At 66.9% G+C, this 17,876-nt stretch carries 15 protein-coding genes; 11 read left to right on the plus strand and 4 right to left on the minus strand.

Features of this window, described 5'->3' with window-relative positions; translation table 11 throughout:
- Positions 1 to 113: 113 nt before the first annotated feature.
- Positions 114 to 1,478: a 2-hydroxycarboxylate transporter family protein gene (locus tag G3N94_RS14505; protein ID WP_205793118.1), complete on the minus strand. Its 1,365-nt coding sequence runs from the start codon at positions 1,476 to 1,478 to the stop codon at positions 114 to 116.
- A 402-nt stretch (positions 1,479 to 1,880) separates the two neighbouring features.
- Here G3N94_RS14505 and G3N94_RS14510 point away from each other — a divergent pair, with 402 nt between their 5' ends.
- The 6 genes from G3N94_RS14510 to G3N94_RS14535 are packed head-to-tail and all read left to right on the plus strand — an operon-like array spanning position 1,881 to position 8,154.
- Positions 1,881 to 2,708, plus strand: a complete 828-nt coding sequence (locus tag G3N94_RS14510; RefSeq protein ID WP_205793119.1) for a MetQ/NlpA family ABC transporter substrate-binding protein — start codon at positions 1,881 to 1,883, stop codon at positions 2,706 to 2,708.
- Positions 2,709 to 2,719: 11 nt separating this feature from the next.
- A complete protein-coding gene (locus G3N94_RS14515) occupies positions 2,720 to 4,117 on the plus strand; it encodes an LLM class flavin-dependent oxidoreductase (protein ID WP_205793120.1) in 1,398 nt (465 codons plus the stop codon).
- A gap of 18 nt (positions 4,118 to 4,135) precedes the next feature.
- The gene (locus G3N94_RS14520) at positions 4,136 to 5,326 is read left to right on the plus strand and encodes an ATP-binding cassette domain-containing protein (protein WP_205793121.1); all 1,191 of its coding nucleotides are present in this window, start codon (positions 4,136 to 4,138) and stop codon (positions 5,324 to 5,326) included.
- Positions 5,319 to 5,975 carry a methionine ABC transporter permease gene (locus G3N94_RS14525; protein ID WP_124602982.1) on the plus strand — a complete coding sequence of 219 codons (657 nt, stop codon included), beginning with the start codon at positions 5,319 to 5,321 and terminating at the stop codon, positions 5,973 to 5,975. Before G3N94_RS14520 ends, G3N94_RS14525 begins: the two co-directional genes overlap by 8 nt.
- Positions 5,976 to 6,031: 56 nt before the next feature.
- A complete protein-coding gene (locus G3N94_RS14530; protein WP_205793122.1) occupies positions 6,032 to 6,886 on the plus strand; it encodes a hypothetical protein in 855 nt (284 codons plus the stop codon).
- Entirely contained in the window at positions 6,883 to 8,154 is a 1,272-nt protein-coding gene (locus tag G3N94_RS14535) for an acyl-CoA dehydrogenase family protein (protein ID WP_205793123.1), read from the plus strand. The genes G3N94_RS14530 and G3N94_RS14535 overlap by 4 nt, the downstream gene beginning before the upstream one ends.
- A gap of 76 nt (positions 8,155 to 8,230) precedes the next feature.
- On the opposite strand, the gene G3N94_RS14540 is transcribed toward G3N94_RS14535, so the two are convergent.
- Positions 8,231 to 9,613: an MFS transporter gene (locus G3N94_RS14540; protein ID WP_205793166.1), complete on the minus strand. Its 1,383-nt coding sequence runs from the start codon at positions 9,611 to 9,613 to the stop codon at positions 8,231 to 8,233.
- A 246-nt stretch (positions 9,614 to 9,859) separates the two neighbouring features.
- Between G3N94_RS14540 and G3N94_RS14545 the strand changes: the two genes are divergently transcribed.
- Positions 9,860 to 11,437 carry an aldehyde dehydrogenase (NADP(+)) gene (locus G3N94_RS14545; protein ID WP_205793125.1) on the plus strand — a complete coding sequence of 526 codons (1,578 nt, stop codon included), beginning with the start codon at positions 9,860 to 9,862 and terminating at the stop codon, positions 11,435 to 11,437.
- Positions 11,438 to 11,498: 61 nt separating this feature from the next.
- Here the strand turns inward: G3N94_RS14545 and G3N94_RS14550 are convergent, their stop codons facing one another.
- Positions 11,499 to 12,137, minus strand: coding sequence for an ABATE domain-containing protein (locus tag G3N94_RS14550; protein WP_205793127.1), 639 nt, complete (start codon positions 12,135 to 12,137; stop codon positions 11,499 to 11,501).
- A 344-nt stretch (positions 12,138 to 12,481) separates the two neighbouring features.
- On the opposite strand from G3N94_RS14550, the gene G3N94_RS14555 reads away from it, so the two are divergent.
- Positions 12,482 to 13,735, plus strand: a complete 1,254-nt coding sequence (locus G3N94_RS14555) for an MFS transporter (protein ID WP_205793129.1) — start codon at positions 12,482 to 12,484, stop codon at positions 13,733 to 13,735.
- A gap of 129 nt (positions 13,736 to 13,864) precedes the next feature.
- Here G3N94_RS14555 and kdgD read toward each other — a convergent pair whose 3' ends face one another.
- The gene (kdgD, locus tag G3N94_RS14560) at positions 13,865 to 14,779 is read right to left on the minus strand and encodes a 5-dehydro-4-deoxyglucarate dehydratase (RefSeq protein ID WP_205793131.1); all 915 of its coding nucleotides are present in this window, start codon (positions 14,777 to 14,779) and stop codon (positions 13,865 to 13,867) included.
- 228 nt (positions 14,780 to 15,007) lie between these two features.
- Here kdgD and garD point away from each other — a divergent pair, with 228 nt between their 5' ends.
- The 3 genes from garD to G3N94_RS14575 all read left to right on the plus strand — a co-directional run bounded on the left by garD (position 15,008) and on the right by G3N94_RS14575 (position 17,778).
- Entirely contained in the window at positions 15,008 to 16,582 is a 1,575-nt protein-coding gene (gene garD, locus G3N94_RS14565; protein WP_205793133.1) for a galactarate dehydratase, read from the plus strand.
- Between the two features lie 85 nt (positions 16,583 to 16,667).
- A complete protein-coding gene (locus tag G3N94_RS14570) occupies positions 16,668 to 17,123 on the plus strand; it encodes an RbsD/FucU domain-containing protein (protein WP_205793134.1) in 456 nt (151 codons plus the stop codon).
- A gap of 217 nt (positions 17,124 to 17,340) precedes the next feature.
- Positions 17,341 to 17,778 (plus strand): DoxX family protein, encoded by a 438-nt coding sequence (locus tag G3N94_RS14575; protein ID WP_205793136.1) that lies wholly within the window; start codon positions 17,341 to 17,343, stop codon positions 17,776 to 17,778.
- Positions 17,779 to 17,876: the final 98 nt, after the last annotated feature.

The raw sequence follows: 17,876 nt of genomic DNA on the forward strand, positions 1-17,876 counted from the left end.
ATGCCCGTCGCCGGCCTGCCACCAGCCCGCCGAATGCGCGCGCCGCGCGCCGGACGAGCCGGCGGCGGCGCGGTGCAGCACGCGGCCGTCGCGATCATACGCGCGGCGACGCGTCATCCGAGATGCGCGAGCAGGATCAGCGTGACCGTGACGACGATCGCGCCGCCGATGCGCGTCGCGATCTGCGCGAACGGCATCAGCTGCATCCGGTTCGCGGCGGTCAGGATCGCAACGTCGCCGGTGCCGCCTTGCCCGCTGTGGCACGCGTTCACGATGGCCGTGTCGATAGGGTACATCTTCAGCAGGCGGCCGACCACGAAGCCCGTGCCCATCAGCGTCGCTACCGTCGCGACGATCGTGATCACGTTGACGAGCGTGAACGCGGAGGTCAGCTTGTCCCACGGCGTCATCGCGACGCCGATCGCGAACAGCAGCGGATAGGTGACGGCGGTCGAGAAGAACTTGTAGACGACGAACGCGCCTTCCTGCAGCGGCGGCGACACCGCGCGCGCGAGCTTCACGAGCACCGCGAGGAACAGCATCGCGACCGGTGCGGGCAGGCCGAACAGCTTGAACGCCATCAGGCCGACGAGGTACAGCGTAATCGCGGTGATGCCGGCGCCCGCGATGTGCGTGACGTCGACGTGGCCGCGGATCTCCTCGTTTTCCGGCGTCATGTCGCCGCTTTCGCCGACCTGCAGGCGGCCGTTGCCGGTCAGGTGCGGCAGGCGCTTGCCGAGCATGTCGAGCGCACCCGACAGGATGATCGCGGTCAGGCTGCCGAGCATCACCGACGGCAGCACCATCGCGAACATCTCGCCTTGCGGCAGGTGCAGGATTTCCGAATAGCCGATCGACAGCGGAATCGCGCCTTCGCCAACGCCGCCTGCCATGATCGGCACGACGATGTACAGCAGCGTGTGGCGCGCGCCCAGGCCGAGCGCGGTGCCGACGGCGGTGCCGACGATCGCCGCGGCGACGGAGCCGGCCGCGAGCGGGATGAAGATCTTCAGGAAGCCCTGGATCAGCACGCGCCGATCCATGCTCAGGATGCTGCCGACGATGATCGACGCGATGAACAGGTACAGGAAGTTGGTCGACTTCGTGAACTCGGTCGTCAGGTTCAGCACGGGCTTCGGCAGCACGTGATAGTAGGTCAGCGCGGACGGCACGAAGGTCGCGAAGATCGCCGCGGCGCCGATGTTGCGCAGCAGCGGCAGGCGCTTGCCGAGTTCCGCGCAGGTGAAGCCGAAGAACGCGAGCACGGCGATCGCCATCGAGATCTCGCCGGGCACCTTGCCGGTGACCGAGAAGCCGACGATCAGCGCGAGCAGGATGAAGTAGACCGGCAGCGGAATGATGCCGATGCGGATCTCCATCAGCTTCCACCAGCCTTCGGGCCAGAAGCGGGTGCGGGTGGCGGGGCGGGGCTCGGCGATCGGCTCCGCGTGGATCGGGGTGGGGGTCGAGGTCTGCAAGACGTGTCTCCTTGGATTTGGAATGCCGACGCCGCGTCGCGGCATCACATGCCGGGTAATACGCAACGTCCGTGCCAGCGGCGGCATCGGCGGATGTCTTGCAAGGTGTTGATTTTTATGTGATTTTCGTGGTCCGACGAAAGCGCTTCGGCAACGGTGTTCTGAAACTTCGGAATTCGTCGCGCACGCGGGCCGAGATTTCAGCCATGCGCGGGGCTGTCGGCGCCATATCGCTGGCGGCGATTTTCTTCCCACAATCGCTTCGTAGACCGCCACCCCGCCGCTCTCTATCATCGGCTGAACATTTCCTTTCGCATGAACAAACTGTCCGGAGATCGCTCGCGCGCTCGCCGCGACATCGCTCATGCGTCGCTACCGTCTTTAGACTGGAGAATGGCTCCCATGCAGCATTCCGTTTTTTCTTCCCGCGCCGCCGCGCGCTTCGTCCGGCTGCTGGCGGCAGCCCTTCTCGGTGCGACCCTGCTCGCCGGCGCGCGAGCCGAACCCGCGCCGCTGAAGGTCGGCGTGTCGACCACCCCGCAGATCGACGCGCTGAAGATCGCCGCGAAGGAAGCGAAGGCGCAGGGGCTCGACGTGAAGATCATCGAGTTCACCGACTGGAACACGCCGAACGCGGCGCTCGCGAACAAGGACATCGACGTCAACTACTTCCAGCACATCCCGTTCCTCGAGAACGCGAAGAAGCAGGGCGGCTACAACTTCGTGTCGATCGCGCCGGGCACGATCATGAAGATCGGCCTCTATTCGAAGAAGGTGAAAAGCTTCGGCGAGCTGAAGGACGGTGCGAAGGTCGCGATCGCGAACGATCCCGTCAACGGCGGGCGCGGCTTGTTGCTGCTGCAGCGCGCGGGGCTCATCACGCTGACGCCCGGCATCGACTACCGCGCGACGACGCACGACATCGTGTCGAATCCGAAGCACCTGAAGATCATTGCGCTCGAGGCGTCGCAGCTCGCGCGTTCGCTCGACGACGTCGATCTCGCGCAGGGCTACCCGAGCTTCATCAAGCTCGCGGGCACGACCGACCCGAACAGCGCGCTGCTGTTCGACGGCACCGAGAACAAGAGCTACGCGCTGCAGTGGGTCGTGCGGCCGGAGAGCGCGAACGATCCGCGCATCCGCAAGTTCATCGCGATCTACCAGCAATCGCCGGCGGTGCGCAAGGCGCTCGACAACGCGTTCGGCTCGCTGTACGCGATCGCGTGGTGACGGAGGCGCGCATGGCGAACAACAAGAAGATCCTGCTCAACGCGTTCAACATGAACTGCGTCGGGCACATCAATCATGGCCTGTGGACGCATCCGCGCGACCGCTCCGCGCACTACACCGATCTCGACTACTGGGCGGATCTCGCGAAGACGCTCGAGCGCGGCAAGTTCGACGGCATCTTTCTCGCGGACATCGTCGGCGTGTACGACGTGTTCGGCGGCGGCCCGGACGCCGCGCTGCGCGAATCGGTGCAGGTGCCCGTCAACGATCCGCTGCTGATCGTGCCTGCGATGGCGCAGGTCACGCGGCATCTCGGCTTCGGCGTGACCGCGAACCTGACCTACGAGCCGCCGTACCTGTTTGCGCGGCGCATGTCGACGCTCGATCACCTGACGAAGGGCCGCGTCGGCTGGAACATCGTCACCGGCTATCTCGACAGCGCCGCGCGCGGGATGGGCCTCGCGCAGCAGATCGGCCACGACGACCGCTACGACCGCGCGGACGACTACCTGGAAGTCGTCTACAAGCTGTGGGAGCAGAGCTGGGGCGACGACGCGGTGATCCGCGACGCACAGGCGCGCGTGTTCGCGCAGCCGGGCAAGGTGCGGCGTGTGACGCACGACGGGCCGTTCTATTCGCTCGACGCGATCCATCTGTGCGAGCCGTCGCCGCAGCGCACGCCGGTGCTGTACCAGGCCGGGTCGTCGGCGCGCGGCGTCGAATTCGCGGGCCGGCATGCGGAGTGCGTGTTCGTGAACGGCCAGAGCAAGGCGGCCGCACGCGCGGCGGTGCTCGACATCCGCGCGGCGGCGGCGCGGCAGGGGCGCGATCCGGCATCGATCAAGATCTTCGCCGGCGTGACCGTCGTTACCGCCGAGACCGAACTGCTCGCGCGCGAGAAGTTCGACGAATACCGGCGCTACGCGAGCCCCGAGGCCGGCCTCGCGCATTTCGCGAGCTCGACCGGCATCGATTTCGCGAAGTACGGGCTCGACGAGCCGATCTCGTATGTGAAGACCGATTCGATCCAGTCCGCGGTCGACGCGATCTCGAAGAAGAGCACGAGCGGCACGTGGACCGTGCGGCGGATGCTCGACCAGATGTCGCTCGGCGGCCGCTATCACCCGATCGTCGGCTCGCCGTCGCAGGTCGCGGACGAACTGCAGGCGTGGATCGACGAGACGGGCATCGACGGCTTCAACCTGACGCGCACGGTGATGCCCGAGTCGTTCGAGGATTTCGTCGACTGGGTCGTGCCGGAGCTGCAGAACCGCGGCGTGTACAAGGAAGACTACGATCCCGCGCCGACGCTGCGCGAGAAGCTGTTCGGTGCCGGCGCGCGCCTGCCCGCGTGGCATGCGGGCGCGCGGCACCGGCCGGCGGTTGCGCACGAGGCAGCGCATGCGTGAGCGCGACGGAGCAATGCAATGACGCAATTTTTCGATACGCTGGGTTTCGCCGATACATCGGTCGATACGTCGGCAAAACCGTCTGCCGCGCAGGCAGGCCGTCACGCGAAAGTGCACGCGGCCGGGGCGCCGGCCGCGGACGGCATTGCCGTCGCGCTGGAACAGGTCGGCAAGGTGTTCGTATCGGCGCGCGGGCAGGCCGCCGCGTTGCGCGACGTGATGCTGAACGTGAGGCGCGGCGAGGTGTTCGGCATCATCGGCCGCAGCGGCGCGGGCAAGTCGACGCTGCTGCGGCTCGTCAACGGGCTGGAGAAGCCGACGTCCGGCCGTGTGCGCGTGCTTGGCATCGATGTCGGCGCACTCGACGAGGACGGCCTTGTCGCGCTGCGCCGCCGCACCGGGATGGTGTTCCAGCATTTCAACCTGCTGTCCGCGAAGACGGTCGCCGAGAACGTCGCGCTGCCGTTGAAGATCGCCGGCGTGCCGAAGGCCGAGCGTGCGCGCAAGGTCGCGGCGCTGCTCGACCTGGTCGGCCTCACGGCAAAGCGCGACGCGTATCCGGCGAGCCTGTCCGGCGGCCAGAAGCAGCGCGTCGGCATTGCGCGCGCGCTCGTGCACGACCCCGAGGTGCTGCTGTGCGACGAGGCGACGTCGGCGCTCGATCCCGAAACCACACAGTCGATCCTCGCGCTGCTCGCCGACATCAATCGCCGCCTCGGCCTGACGATCGTGCTGATCACACACGAAATGGAAGTGATCCGCGCGGTGTGCGACACCGTCGCGGTGATCGAGCAGGGCGAGGTCGTCGAGACGGGCGCGGTGTGGCGCGTGTTCGGTGATCCACAGCACGGCGCCACGCGTGCGCTGCTCAGCACGCTGGTGCACGACCTGCCGGCCGAGCTCGCCGCGCGCGTGCAGCCGCTGCCCGCGCATGCGGCGTTGCCCGACGGCGCGCAGGTCGTGTTCGACCTCCGCTATACGGGCGAGAGCGGCGGCGAGCCGGACGTCGGCGCGCTCGCGGCGACGCTCGGCGGCTCGGTGCGGTTCCTGCACGGCGGCATCGAGCGTATCCAGGGGCGTGCGCAAGGCCGCCTCGTGATTGCGGCCGTACCCGACGTGGCCGACGCGCGCGCACCCGGCGCGATTGCCACGCTGCTCGAACGCGTGCGCAGCCATGCGAACCACGCGGAGGTGCTCGGCTATGTTTGAGCTCTGGTGGCCCGAACTGCTCGACGCGATGCGCGACACGCTGTCGATGGTCGCGGCGTCGGCGGCGTTTGCCGCGCTGTTCGGCATCCCGCTCGCGGTGATCCTCGTGACGACCGCGCCGGGCGGCATCTACGAGCGGCGCGGCCTGAACGCGGCGCTCGGCGCGCTCGTCAACGTGTTCCGCTCGACGCCTTTCATCATCCTGCTCGTCGCGTTGCTGCCGTTCACGCGCGTGCTGATCGGCACGACGATCGGCGTATGGGCGGCCGTCGTGCCACTGTCGATCGCGGCGATTCCGTTCTTCGCGCGCGTCGCCGAGGTGAGCCTGCGCGAAGTGGATCGCGGGCTGATCGAGGCCGCGCTCGCGATGGGTGCGAAGCGCCGCCACATCGTGTGGCACGTGCTGCTGCCGGAGGCGCTGCCCGGCATGCTCGGCGGCTTCACGATTACCGTGGTCGCGCTGATCGGCTCGACCGCGATGGCGGGCGCGGTCGGCGCGGGCGGGCTCGGCGATCTCGCGATCCGCTACGGCTACCAGCGTTTCGACACCACCGTCATGGCGACCGTGATCGTGATCCTGATCGCGCTCGTCTCGGCCGTGCAAGTCACGGGCGATCGCCTGGCCCGACGACTGGCCAGGCGCACCTGAGCGGGCGCCACGAGCGCCTGCTTCTCCAACCAACGATCCTGAGAGACCGATCAATCATGACTTTGCCCATCGGCGCGCCGCGCGAGTGGAACGCCCAGTTCGAGGAAGCGCTGTTTCTGGACGTCGCGCGCCGCCATCGTCCCGATTTTCCGGAAAAGCTCGCCGTGCCGCCGCGCGAACCACGCAACGCGGACGAGCTGGCCGCCGTTGCGGACTACTACACGAAGATGGCGTCGCACGATCTGTTCATCGTGCAGGTCGTCGCGAAGGCGATCGACACGCTGTTCCGCGACGATCCGCATTTCCAGCTGATCCTGTCGCGCCAGCTCGGTGACGACGGCGCGCACGCGGTGATCGGCCGCGAGCGCGTGCTGGAGCTGACCGGGCGCGATCCGCTGCCGGAGATCGACGCGCTTGTGGCCGCGCACTGGACGCGCGTCGGCGACTTGCCGGTGCGCGACGTCGCGGGCTTTCTTGCGTTCGAATGGCATTACGAGCTGCATATCCTCGCGAAGCTGTGGATCCAGCGCAAGACCGGCCGGATCGCCGACGGCGCGATGCGCGAGCACGGCGAGAACCGCATCCGTCCCGACGAGGAATGGCATCGCGTGCAGATCGTGCAATGGTGGTTCGAGAAGCTGGCCGCGTTGCCGGCGGCCGAGCGCGACGCGCTGATCGATCGCGTGATCGCGGCCGACGAGGAAACGCAGCGACTTCTCGACGGCTATCTGCATGACGAATACGCGCACACCGCCGACGTGTTCGGCGCGGATATCGCCGACTATCGGGCAATCTACGACGACTGGCGCCGCGAGATCCTCACGCGGCTGACCGGGCGGCCGGCGCTTGGTTCGCTGGTGCCGCTGGTGCCGTTGTCGGGCGCGCAGGTCGCGCAGGAAGCGCTCGCATGAACGATCCGCGCGGCCCGGCGACGCTTGCTCCGCTTGTTCCGGACGCGGACGCGTCCGCCTTCGGCTCGGCGATGCTTGCCCCGCTTGTTCCAAACGCGGGCACGTCCACCTTCGATCCGGCGGCGCTCGCCCGCGTGATCGACGCGCTGCGCGAAACCGCCGCCGCGCGCGATCGCGCGGGCGGTCACGCCGCACAGGAGAAGCAATGGCTCGCCGATGCGGGCCTGCTGACGCTCGCGGTGCCGCGCGCGTTCGGCGGGCAGCAGGCCGCATGGCCCGCGATCTACGATGCGATCCGGCAGATCGCGCGCGTCGACAGCGCGCTCGCGCATCTGGTTGGCTTCCAGTGCCTGCAGGTCGTGAGCATCGACGTGTGGGGCAGCCCCGCGCAGCGCGAGCGCTATCTGCGCGGCACCGTCGAGCAGCGCTGGTGGTGGGGCAATGCGGTCAATCCGCTCGATACGCGGCTCGTCGCGACCGCGACGCCCGACGGCGGTTACCGGCTCGACGGCGTGAAAGGTTTCTGCTCGGGCACGCGCGGCTCGCAGCGGATGACGGTCTCCGCGCATGATCCGGCGATCGGCCGTACGGTGTTCGGTGTCGTGCCGACCGATCGCGCGGGCATTACCGTGAACGAAGACTGGGACCCGATCGGCCAGCGCCAGACCGACAGTGGCAGCGTGACATTTGACGGCGTGACGCTCGCGCCCGACGAGATACTGCATCGCTCGGAAACGCCGCCGACGCCGCGCGCAACGCTGCGCACGCTGGTGTCGCAGCTCGTGCTGACGAACCTGTTCGTCGGGCTCGCGGAAGGCGCGCTGGCCGAAGCGCGCGTGTATGTGTTGAAGCACGGGCGTCCGTGGATCCATGCGGGCGTCGAGCGTGCGAGCGACGATCCCTATACGCTGCAGCGCTTCGGCGACATGCGCGTGCAGGCGGTGGCCGCTGCGGCGCTTGCCGATCGTGCGGCCGACGCGCTGCAGCACGCATGGACGCTGCACGATGCGCTGACGGCGGACGGGCGTGCCGAAGTCGCGCTGGCCGTGTCGGAAGCGAAGATCGTCGCGCAGCGCGCGGCGCTCGCGAACGGCGAAGCGCTGTTCGATGCTTGCGGCGCGCGCGCGACGGCCGGGTCGCTCGGGCTCGACCGGTTCTGGCGGAATGCGCGCACGCATACGCTGCACGATCCGCTCGACTATCGGTTGAGGGACGTCGGCCGGTTCGCGCTGACGGGGGAGTTGCCGCCGGCGTCCTTGTATACGTGACGAGGTGGTGGACGGGCGCAGCCCGTTCGGGGACGCGGGGCGTCGATCTGCTGATCTTTCCGGCCCCGCCGATCCTTCACGCGTCGCGATGCCGCAATTCGACCCGTTTGATGTCCTTCACGATCACGAGATAGCTCAGCACCGTGACGAGTGCATTGAGCCCGACGAACACGAGCGCGCCGTTGAACGAGCCGCTCGCGCTGACGAGGTAGCCGATCGTGATCGGCGCGACGATCCCCGCCGTGTTGCCGAACATGTTGAACAGGCTGCCCGACAGGCCGATCGCTTCCTTTGGCGCGGTATCCGCGACGACCGCCCAGCCGAGCGAGCCGATGCCCTTGCCGAAGAACGACAGCGCCATCAGCGCGATCACGAGCGCTTCGCTGTCGACGTAGTTGCAGCCGATGATGGCCATCGACAGCAGCATCCCGCCGACGATCGGGATCTTGCGCGCGAGCGTCAGCGACACGCCGCGGCGGATCAGCCCGTCCGACAGCATGCCGCCCAGCACGCCGCCGAGGAACCCGCAGATCGCGGGCAGCGACGTCATGAAGCCGGCCTTCAGCAGCGACATCCCGCGCGCCTGCACGAGGTAGATCGGGAACCACGTGAGGAAGAAATACGTGAGCACGTTCACGCAGTACTGGCCGAGATAGATGCCGATCAGCATCCGGTTCGTCAGCAGTTGCCGCACGTAATGCCAGCCCGCGACCCGGTTGCCCTCGGACGGCGCGTTCTTGCCGCGCGTGCTCGTGCTTGTACGCACGAGGCCGCCGCCCTGCTCGATGTGTTCGAGTTCTGCGCGGTTGACCGCCGGATGGTCGGCCGGATCCTTCACGACGCGCAGCCACAGCAGCGCGAGCGCAATGCCGGCGATGCCTAGCAACAGGTACACGTGATGCCAGCCGTATGCGTGCGTGAGCCACGCCATCAACGGCGAGAACACGACCGCCGCGAAATACTGCGCGGCGTTGAAGATCGCCGACGCGGTGCCGCGCTCGGCGGTCGGGAACCAGCTTGCGACGACCTTCGCGTTCGCGGGGAACGCGGGCGCTTCCGCGATGCCGACCGCGAAGCGCATCGCGAACAGCGCGACGACCGCGATCGCGGTGCTGCCGCTGAGTCCGATCGTGCTTTGCAGCAGCGTGAACGCCGACCACAGGAAGATGCTGCCCGCATAGACGCGCCGTGCGCCGAAGCGGTCGAGCAGCCAGCCGCTCGGCAGCTGCGCGAGCACGTACGCCCAGCTGAACGCCGAGAAGATGTAGCCCATCGTCACCGGGTCGATGCCGAACGCGTTGCGGATCGGCGTGCCGGTGATCGACAGCGTCGCGCGGTCCGCATAGTTGAGCGTCGTAACGACGAACAGCATCGCGAGGATCCAGTAGCGCACGGCGCTGCGGCGCGCGGCCCGGGCCAGGTCGATCGGGAGATCGCGAGGGGAGGTCTGATTAGGCACTTTAATGTACGTCGTCATATGACATGGCGTGGAGTTTAGTGACGACAAGCGCGGCGGCGTAACTCGGGTTTTCCCTCTCATCGGCGTCGAGTTGCGTCGAAAGTTGCGAGAATCTCAATACTGGATTGGGTTTGCACGGATCGCAGGATTCGACGAGCGTTATTCGCAAATCAAAGCCAACTCAGCAGACATCGTATCTGTTGATCTACAATGAGCGACCTATTCCCGAACCACGGAGCAAACCCCATGCAACTGACAGGTGAGATGCTGATCGGCGCCGACGCGGTCTACGGCTCGGCCGGTACATTGCGCGCATTCGACCCGACGCAGGGCGCACCGATCGATGCGCCCGCGTTCGGCGTCGGCGCGCTGGACGACGTCGAGCGCGCGTGCGAGCTCGCGCGCGACGCGTTCGACGCGTACCGTGCGCAGCCGCTGGCCGCGCGTGCCGCGTTCCTCGAAGCGATTGCCGACGAGATCGTCGCGCTCGGCGACGCGCTGATCGAGCGCGCGCACGCCGAGACGGGGCTGCCCGTCGCGCGCCTGCAAGGCGAGCGCGGCCGCACGGTCGGTCAGTTGCGCCTGTTCGCGCGGGTCGTGCGCGACGGCCGTTTCCTGGCCGCGTCGATCGACCCCGCGCAGCCGGCGCGCACGCCGCTGCCGCGTGCTGACCTGCGGCTGCAGAAGATCGCGCTCGGGCCGGTCGCCGTGTTCGGCGCGAGCAACTTTCCGCTCGCGTTCTCGGTCGCCGGCGGCGACACCGCGTCCGCGCTCGCGGCCGGCTGTCCGGTGATCGTGAAGGCGCACGAGGCGCACCTCGGCACATCCGAACTGGTCGGCCGCGCGATCCGTGCCGCTGTCGCGACATGCGGGATGCCGGCCGGCGTGTTCTCGCTGCTGATCGGGCCGGGCCGCGTGGTCGGCGCGGCGCTTGTCAGCCATCCGGCGATCCAGGCGGTCGGCTTCACAGGTTCGCGGCAGGGCGGCGTCGCGCTGACGCAGCTTGCGAACGCGCGCCCGCAGCCGATTCCGGTCTATGCGGAGATGAACAGTATCAACCCGGTGCTGCTGTTCCCGGCCGCGCTCGCCGCGCGCGCCGAGTCGCTCGCGACGGGCTTCGTCGATTCGCTGACGCTGGGCGTTGGCCAGTTCTGCACGAACCCGGGGCTCGTGCTTGCGATCGACAGTCCGGATCTCGACCGTTTCGAAGCGGCCGCCGCGCAGGCGCTCGCGGCGAAGCCGGCGGGCGTGATGCTGACACGCGGGATCGCTGATGCGTACCGCAACGGCCGCGGCCGGCTCGCCGAGCTGCCGGGCGTGCGCCAGCTCGGCGCGGGTGGCGCGGCGCAGGGTGCGTGCGACGTGAGCGGTGTGTTGTTCGAGGTCGGCGCGCAGGCGTTCCTGGCCGAGCCGGCGTTCGGTCATGAAGTGTTCGGGCCGTCGTCGCTGATCGTGCGCTGCCGCGATGTCGACGAGGTGGCGCGCGTGCTCGACGCGCTCGAGGGCCAACTGACGGCGACGTTGCAGATGGACGCGGCCGACAAGCCGCTCGCGCGCCGGTTGCTGCCGATCCTGGAGCGCAAGGCCGGGCGTCTGCTGGTCAACGGTTTTCCGACCGGTGTCGAGGTTTGCGACGCAATGGTGCACGGCGGGCCGTTCCCGGCGACGTCGAATCCGGCGGTGACGTCGGTCGGCGCGACCGCGATCGACCGCTTCCTGCGGCCGGTGTGCTACCAGGACTTCCCGGACGACCTGCTGCCGGAAGGGCTGCAGGAAGGGAATCCGTTGGGGATTCCGCGTCTGCGTGACGGCAGCGCGGAGTGAGCGCGGTGGCCCGGCGGCGCGGCGGCGCGCGCCGGGCGCGGCCTGAATCGAAGCCCACCCGTCAAGCGTTCGTCAACTCCGCATGGCGTCGTGCCTTCGCGCGGTTGCCGCATACGTCCATTTGGCACCATCGTCTGCGACCGGATTTGCTTGTGTCGAGAAACAGCCAGTCACAGTCGTGCGACGAGCAGATTCGCATCCGTGCCAGATTACCGCTCGTCAGGAGATCCGCGGCGGCAAGCGCCACGGGACCAAGGATGCGATCAAAGAGGTTTTCCGCAGTTCTCTCGCGCATCCACACCCACTGAAAACGGACGCCCTCCTGCTCCAGGCCGCGATATGGCAGCGTGCGAGCGAGAATTCGGTTCAGTTCGCGAGTTCCGTCCAGGTCCGCCTGCCCGTCGACGGTCGCCTCGAGTAGCCGGTAAAGTCGGTCGCGAAAAGCGATCAATGCGGCCAGCTGTGCATCGGCGTTCGCCGCGTCCGACGCAATCGCCTGCAGAAGGCTCCGATGTTCCTCCGGGCCAATCAAGTCTGCGCGCTGTGCCCACGTGGCCACGTCGAGCGGCGAGCAAAGATTTTCCTCAATCGACCCGAGAGAACCGTTCGTACGCCGGCCGTTTGCCGTATTGACGAAGTCCAGGCACACGCTTCCCCCAACCAGGCGAATGGTGTCGATCTTTCCGCGATGCTCCGGCATGACGCTTCCCCTCTTGAGTCGGGAAATTATGTCACATAGTTTCGCGGTTCAACCGCATAAGGGGTGAATGTCGGTTAGAAGTAACCGTTATTTATCGATTGACAGGTTAGTTTGGGCGGCCCAGAATCCGTCTCACGTGAGAGAGCTTCACTAGTATCGACTTGCCGTTCATCCTGCTCGGTACGAGGTACTGCGCCGTTCGATTCAAAGGCCTCACCTTGATCATCTGCAGTCCTATGGAGACTTCGACGAGCGGCACGACCTCAGGCATGTGGTTTCGTCCTGCACGTCAGTCGCAAACCGGAACGCTAACGCCGCAGTTTCGATTTTGAGAGGGGGATGGAATGGACGCAACCTCGATGGGTACCAGCACGCTCGCCAAGACCCTGGTGTTGGCCCTGACGTTGACCGCGTTCGTTGCCGTGACCTACGGATTCGGCGTCTATCTCTTCGCGACCGTCGTGGTCGAGATGAAGAGCGCGCTTGGATTCGGTTATTCGACCGTCGGGTTAATTACCGGGGCCGCGCAGATCGGCTTTCTCGCGTTCGCGTTCGCAGGAAGTATGGTCAGCCCGATCATTGGCGGCGGCACATTGGCCTTGCTTTCTGTCGGACTCTGCAGCGCTTGCCTGGTGGGCCTCGCGTATTGCACGAATGCCCTTCAGGCCGGGATTTTGCTGACGGTCCTCGGTGGCTGCTCGGCTTCGGTGTACGTGCCGCTTGCGGAGATCGTCACGAGGCAGGTGCCGGAAGTTTATCGGGCGCGGCTTCTTGGTCTGATCTCGAGCGGCACCAGCTATGGTGTGTTCGCAAACGGCCTCATTGTCCCGTACGCGGTGCCGCACTGGGGATGGCGGGCAGTATGGATCGTTACCGGGGTCGCGACGGGCATCCTTGCCGCGCTTGCCGTGCTGGTGTTCAGTCGCTACCGACTGTTTCGGGATCAAAGGCGGCAGCCCGAACGAGCCGATCCGCCGCCGCAGGTTCGAACCACCGCTGGCCGAGCGGGCCAGTTGCCGATCATCTGGGCTATCACGTTTCTCAATGGGTTGACGCTTCTTCCGTACCAGACCTATCTCGTCCCCATTGTTCGGGAGGAGCTTCACTACCCGATCAGCACCGCAGGGCATGTCTGGTCCATGATCGGCGCGGTCGGGATGATCGCGGGCTTCGCGTTGGGGGCGCTCGCGGACAGGATCGGCATTCGGCGCGCGATGCTCATGACGTTCGCCTTTGCGACCTTTGCTGCGGCATTCGTGTGGTTCAACGTGGGGGCGCCGGGCCTCTATGTTTCAGCGCTTCTTTTCGGCCTGTCGTTTTATCCGATCTTCGGACTGGTTCCGGCGTATTTGAGCAAGACGCTGCCGCCCGATGCGCTCACCAAGGCATTCGGAATGGCGAACGTCATGGTCGGCGTCGGCGGCATGGTTGGTAATTTTGTCGGCGGATGGGTCAAATCGCAATTTGGCAGCCTCAGTATCGTGTACGTCGCGATTACGCTGCTCCTCTGCGTGCAATTCGCTCTCGTCCGCACCCTGCGCCCTGATAGCGTCGCGGGTGTTGTACGAAGTCCCGGGCGTTTCGCGAGGCGTTCGTAATGATCGCCACTCTGATCTTTCGGAACGTTTCCACGTACAGAAACGCAAGCAGCCCGATCGAACAGACTGCTTGCGCCATTGAGCACTCTCCATCAGGCGACCGCTAGCCCGGCCGCCTGACACCGCCGCTTACTGCGGCCCCATCTTCCTGATCAGCGCATCGAGTTGCGCCACTTCCTCGTCGTTCAGGTCGACAAGCGGCGCACGCACCGGGCCCGCGTCGCGGCCGACGAGCTTCGCACCCGCCTTGACGATGCTGACCGCGTAGCCCGCGCGGCGGTTGCGGATCTGCAGATATGGCAGGAAAAACTCGTCGATCAGCCGGCCGACCGTCGCGTGATCGTCCTTCGCGATCGCTTCGTAGAACGCCATCGCCGTCTTCGGAATGAAGTTGAACACGGCCGACGAATACACGGGCACGCCGAGCGCCTTATAGGCCGCCGCGTAGACTTCGGCGGTCGGCAGGCCGCCGAGGTACGAGAAACGGTCGCCGAGGCGGCGGCGGATCGTGACCATGCTTTCGATGTCGCCGACGCCATCCTTGAAGCCGATCAGGTTCGGGCAGCGGTCGGCAAGACGCTCGAGCATGTCCGCGTTCAGCTTCGAATTCGCGCGGTTGTACACGACGACGCCGATCTTCAGCGCGCGGCACACCTGCTCGACGTGCTCGGCAATCCCTTCCTGGCTCGCTTCGGTCAGATAGTGCGGCATCAGCAGGATGCCGCTCGCGCCGAGGCGCTCGGCTTCCTGAGCGTATTCGATCGCGACGCGCGTCGCGCCGCCCGCGCCGGCCAGGATCGGCACCTTGCCCTTGCAGGTCTCGGTCGCGACCCGGATCACGTCTGAATATTCGCGCTGCGTGAGCGAGAAGAATTCGCCCGTGCCGCCGGCGGCGAACAGCGCGGTCGCGCCGTACGGCGCGAGCCATTCGAGGCGCTCGGCGTAAGTGGACGGGCGAAAGTCGCCTGCGGCGTCGAAGTCCGTCAGTGGAAACGACAGCAGGCCGTGGGAAATGATCTGTTTGAGTTCTTGCGGAGAAGTCATGGTTGGGTCGTCCGTCTAGCGCGAGTGCTGGTTCGTAGGGAACGGCATGCGAGCCATGAGTGGCGATGTCGTTGTATGTCATCGTACAACGTAAGGTTGAGTGAGGCAAGCGGTTTGCTGGCACCGTCGAAGTAGGGTCTTTACCGATGGGGGTTTACGCACAATACACCGGTCGAGCTTAATGTTGTATGATGACTAACGATTAGGACGGTAGCCCCAGGAATTGCGATGACTGCTTCCCCTCTTTACATCCGCGTGCATCCGGACGACAACGTCGCGATCGTCGTCAACGACGGCGGCTTGCCCGAAGGCGCGACGTTCGCCGACGGGCTGACGCTGCGCGAACGCGTGCCGCAGGGTCACAAGGTCGCGCTGACCGATCTTGCGGCCGGCGATCCGGTGATCCGCTACAACGTCGTGATCGGCTACGCGCTGACCGACCTGCGGCGCGGCAGCTGGGTCAACGAGCGCACGATGCGCATGCCGGAGCCGCCGGGGCTCGACGACCTGCCGCTCGCGACGCGTCGCGCGCCGCCGCTGCCGCCGCTCGAAGGCTACACGTTCGAGGGTTTTCGCAATCCCGACGGCTCGGTCGGCACGCGCAACATCCTCGCGATCACGACGACCGTGCAGTGCGTGCAGGGCGTCGTCGAGCATGCGGTGAAGCGGATCAAGGCCGAGCTGCTGCCGCGCTATCCGAACGTCGACGATGTGGTCGGGCTCGAGCACACGTACGGCTGCGGCGTCGCGATCGACGCGCCGGACGCCGAGATCCCGATCCGCACGCTGCGCAACATCAGCCTGAACCCGAACTTCGGCGGCGAGGTGATGACGGTGAGCCTCGGCTGCGAGAAGCTGCAGCCGGACCGCCTGCTGCCGCCGGGCACGATTCCGGTTGCGGCCGGCAGCGAGCCGGGCGGCAATGGTGGTAACGGTGACAATGGCGGCGTCGTGTGCCTGCAGGACGCCGCGCACGTCGGTTTCAACTCGATGATCGACTCGATCATGCGGATGGCCGAAGCGCACCTCGAGCGGCTGAACCGCCGCTGCCGCGAGACCTGTCCGGCGTCGGACCTCGTGGTCGGCGTGCAGTGCGGTGGCAGCGACGCGTTCTCGGGGCTGACCGCGAACCCGGCGGTCGGCTTTGCCGCGGACCTGCTCGTGCGCGCCGGCGCGACGATCATGTTCTCGGAGGTGACCGAAGTGCGCGACGGCGTCGCGCAACTCACGTCGCGCGCGGCGAACGAGGACGTCGCGCGCGCGATCATCCGCGAGATGGACTGGTACGACCGCTACCTGCAGCGCGGCCGCGTCGACCGCAGCGCGAACACGACGCCCGGCAACAAGAAAGGTGGTCTGTCGAACATCGTCGAGAAGGCGATGGGCTCGATCGTGAAGTCGGGCAGCGCGCCGATTGCCGGCGTCGTGCCGCCGGGCGAGCGCGCGCGGCAGAAGGGGCTGCTGTACGCGGCAACGCCCGCGAGCGACTTCATCTGCGGCACGCTGCAGCTCGCCGCGGGGATGAACCTGCACGTGTTCACGACCGGGCGTGGCACCCCGTACGGCCTCGCGCAGGTGCCGGTGATCAAGGTCGCAACGCGCAGCGACCTCGCGCGCCGCTGGCACGACCTGATGGATCTCGATGCCGGACAGATCGCGACCGGCGCGGCGACGATCGAGGACGTGGGTTGGGAGCTGTTCCGGCTGATGCTCGACGTCGCGAGCGGCAAGCGCCGCACGTGGGCCGAGCAATGGAAGCTCGCGAACGCGCTGGCGCTGTTCAATCCGGCGCCGGTGACCTGACACGCGGGCCGGGCCCCGTGCTGCCGGGGCCGCCGGGATCCTGTAACGTTATGCCGTTCGTTCACGATCCCGGAGACCTGTCCACATGCTGAAGAACCTCGACCCGCTGCTCAACGCCGACATCCTGCATGCGCTGCGCGCGATGGGCCACGGCGACGAAGTGGCGATCTGCGATGCGAATTTCCCGGCGGAATCCGTTGCGCGGCACACGGCAGTTGGCCGCGCGCTGCGGATCGACGGCGCCGATTCGGCGCGGGTCGTGCGTGCGGTGCTGTCCGTGCTGCCGCTCGACACGTTCGTTGACACACCCGCGTGGCGGATGGAAGTCGTCGGCGATCCGGCCGCGCTGCCGCCCGTGCAGCGCGAAGTGCAGCGTGAGATCGATCTCGCCGAGGCGCGCGCAGTGCCGCTCGCGGGCATCGACCGCTTCGCGTTCTATGCGCGCGCGCAGCAGGCGTACGCGGTGATCGTCACCGGCGAGCTGCGCGGCTACGGCTGCTTCCTGTTCAAGAAAGGCGTGCTGTTGAGCGATGCGCGCTAAACACGCGCGCTGAGCGTGCCGGCGCGACATTCCGCATTCCATTCATTTCGTTCTCCGGAATCGTGCCGCCCGCGGCTGGGCTGTGTAAAGATTTGCTACATCCCTTGGATGCGCCGGAAAGTGCCTCTATGCTGGCGCATTTGCCGGGCCGGGCAGGCCCGGAAAGCCGCACGGGCACGATCCGCGCGGCCGGCCGAACTGCAACGAGGAGAAAGGCATGACGCGTTCCGTCGATTCCGGCGTCATTTTTTTTGCGCGCCTCGCGCTGGCGGCGCTGTTTCTGTGGGGCGGCGTGATGAAGCTGCTCGGCTACGGCGATTTCGTCGGCTATCTGCGCGGCCTGAACGTGCCGTTTCCGCAGTACATGGCGCCGGTCGTGGTCGCGATCGAGGCGCTCGGCGGCCTGCTGCTGATCGTCGGCTACAAGGTGAAACCGCTGGCGCTGCTGATGGCGCTCTACACGGTCGCGACCGCGATGGTCGGGCACAATTTCTGGGACGCGACGGACGCCGCGGTCCAGCACGACATGGTGATCCACTTCTGGAAGAACATCGCGATCGCGGGCGGCTTCCTGCTGCTGTTCGTGACGGGCGCCGGCGGCGCGAGCATCGACGCGCTGCGCCGGCCGAGCTCGTCGTACGGGGGGCTGCGCTGAGCGCGCGTCGTCCGCTGAACCGCCGCTGAAGCAAAACAAAGGGCCGAATCCCGCGACTTGCGGGATTCGGCCCTTTGTTCATGATCGCACGCGCATGG

Source organism: Burkholderia sp. Ac-20353 (assembly GCF_017104785.1).
Taxonomy (GTDB): domain Bacteria; phylum Pseudomonadota; class Gammaproteobacteria; order Burkholderiales; family Burkholderiaceae; genus Burkholderia.

Bases quoted from the DNA above. Each gene is read 5' to 3' on its own strand.
- G3N94_RS14545 (WP_205793125.1), top strand. From the start codon at position 9,860: ATGCAACTGACAGGTGAGATGCTGATCGGCGCCGACGCGGTCTACGGC.
- kdgD (WP_205793131.1), bottom strand. From the start codon at position 14,779: ATGACTTCTCCGCAAGAACTCAAACAGATCATTTCCCACGGCCTGCTG.
- G3N94_RS14570 (WP_205793134.1), top strand. From the start codon at position 16,668: ATGCTGAAGAACCTCGACCCGCTGCTCAACGCCGACATCCTGCATGCG.
- G3N94_RS14515 (WP_205793120.1), top strand. From the start codon at position 2,720: ATGGCGAACAACAAGAAGATCCTGCTCAACGCGTTCAACATGAACTGC.
- garD (WP_205793133.1), top strand. From the start codon at position 15,008: ATGACTGCTTCCCCTCTTTACATCCGCGTGCATCCGGACGACAACGTC.
- G3N94_RS14555 (WP_205793129.1), top strand. From the start codon at position 12,482: ATGGACGCAACCTCGATGGGTACCAGCACGCTCGCCAAGACCCTGGTG.
- G3N94_RS14575 (WP_205793136.1), top strand. From the start codon at position 17,341: ATGACGCGTTCCGTCGATTCCGGCGTCATTTTTTTTGCGCGCCTCGCG.
- G3N94_RS14530 (WP_205793122.1), top strand. From the start codon at position 6,032: ATGACTTTGCCCATCGGCGCGCCGCGCGAGTGGAACGCCCAGTTCGAG.
- G3N94_RS14525 (WP_124602982.1), top strand. From the start codon at position 5,319: ATGTTTGAGCTCTGGTGGCCCGAACTGCTCGACGCGATGCGCGACACG.
- G3N94_RS14510 (WP_205793119.1), top strand. From the start codon at position 1,881: ATGCAGCATTCCGTTTTTTCTTCCCGCGCCGCCGCGCGCTTCGTCCGG.
- G3N94_RS14520 (WP_205793121.1), top strand. From the start codon at position 4,136: ATGACGCAATTTTTCGATACGCTGGGTTTCGCCGATACATCGGTCGAT.
- G3N94_RS14550 (WP_205793127.1), bottom strand. From the start codon at position 12,137: ATGCCGGAGCATCGCGGAAAGATCGACACCATTCGCCTGGTTGGGGGA.
- G3N94_RS14535 (WP_205793123.1), top strand. From the start codon at position 6,883: ATGAACGATCCGCGCGGCCCGGCGACGCTTGCTCCGCTTGTTCCGGAC.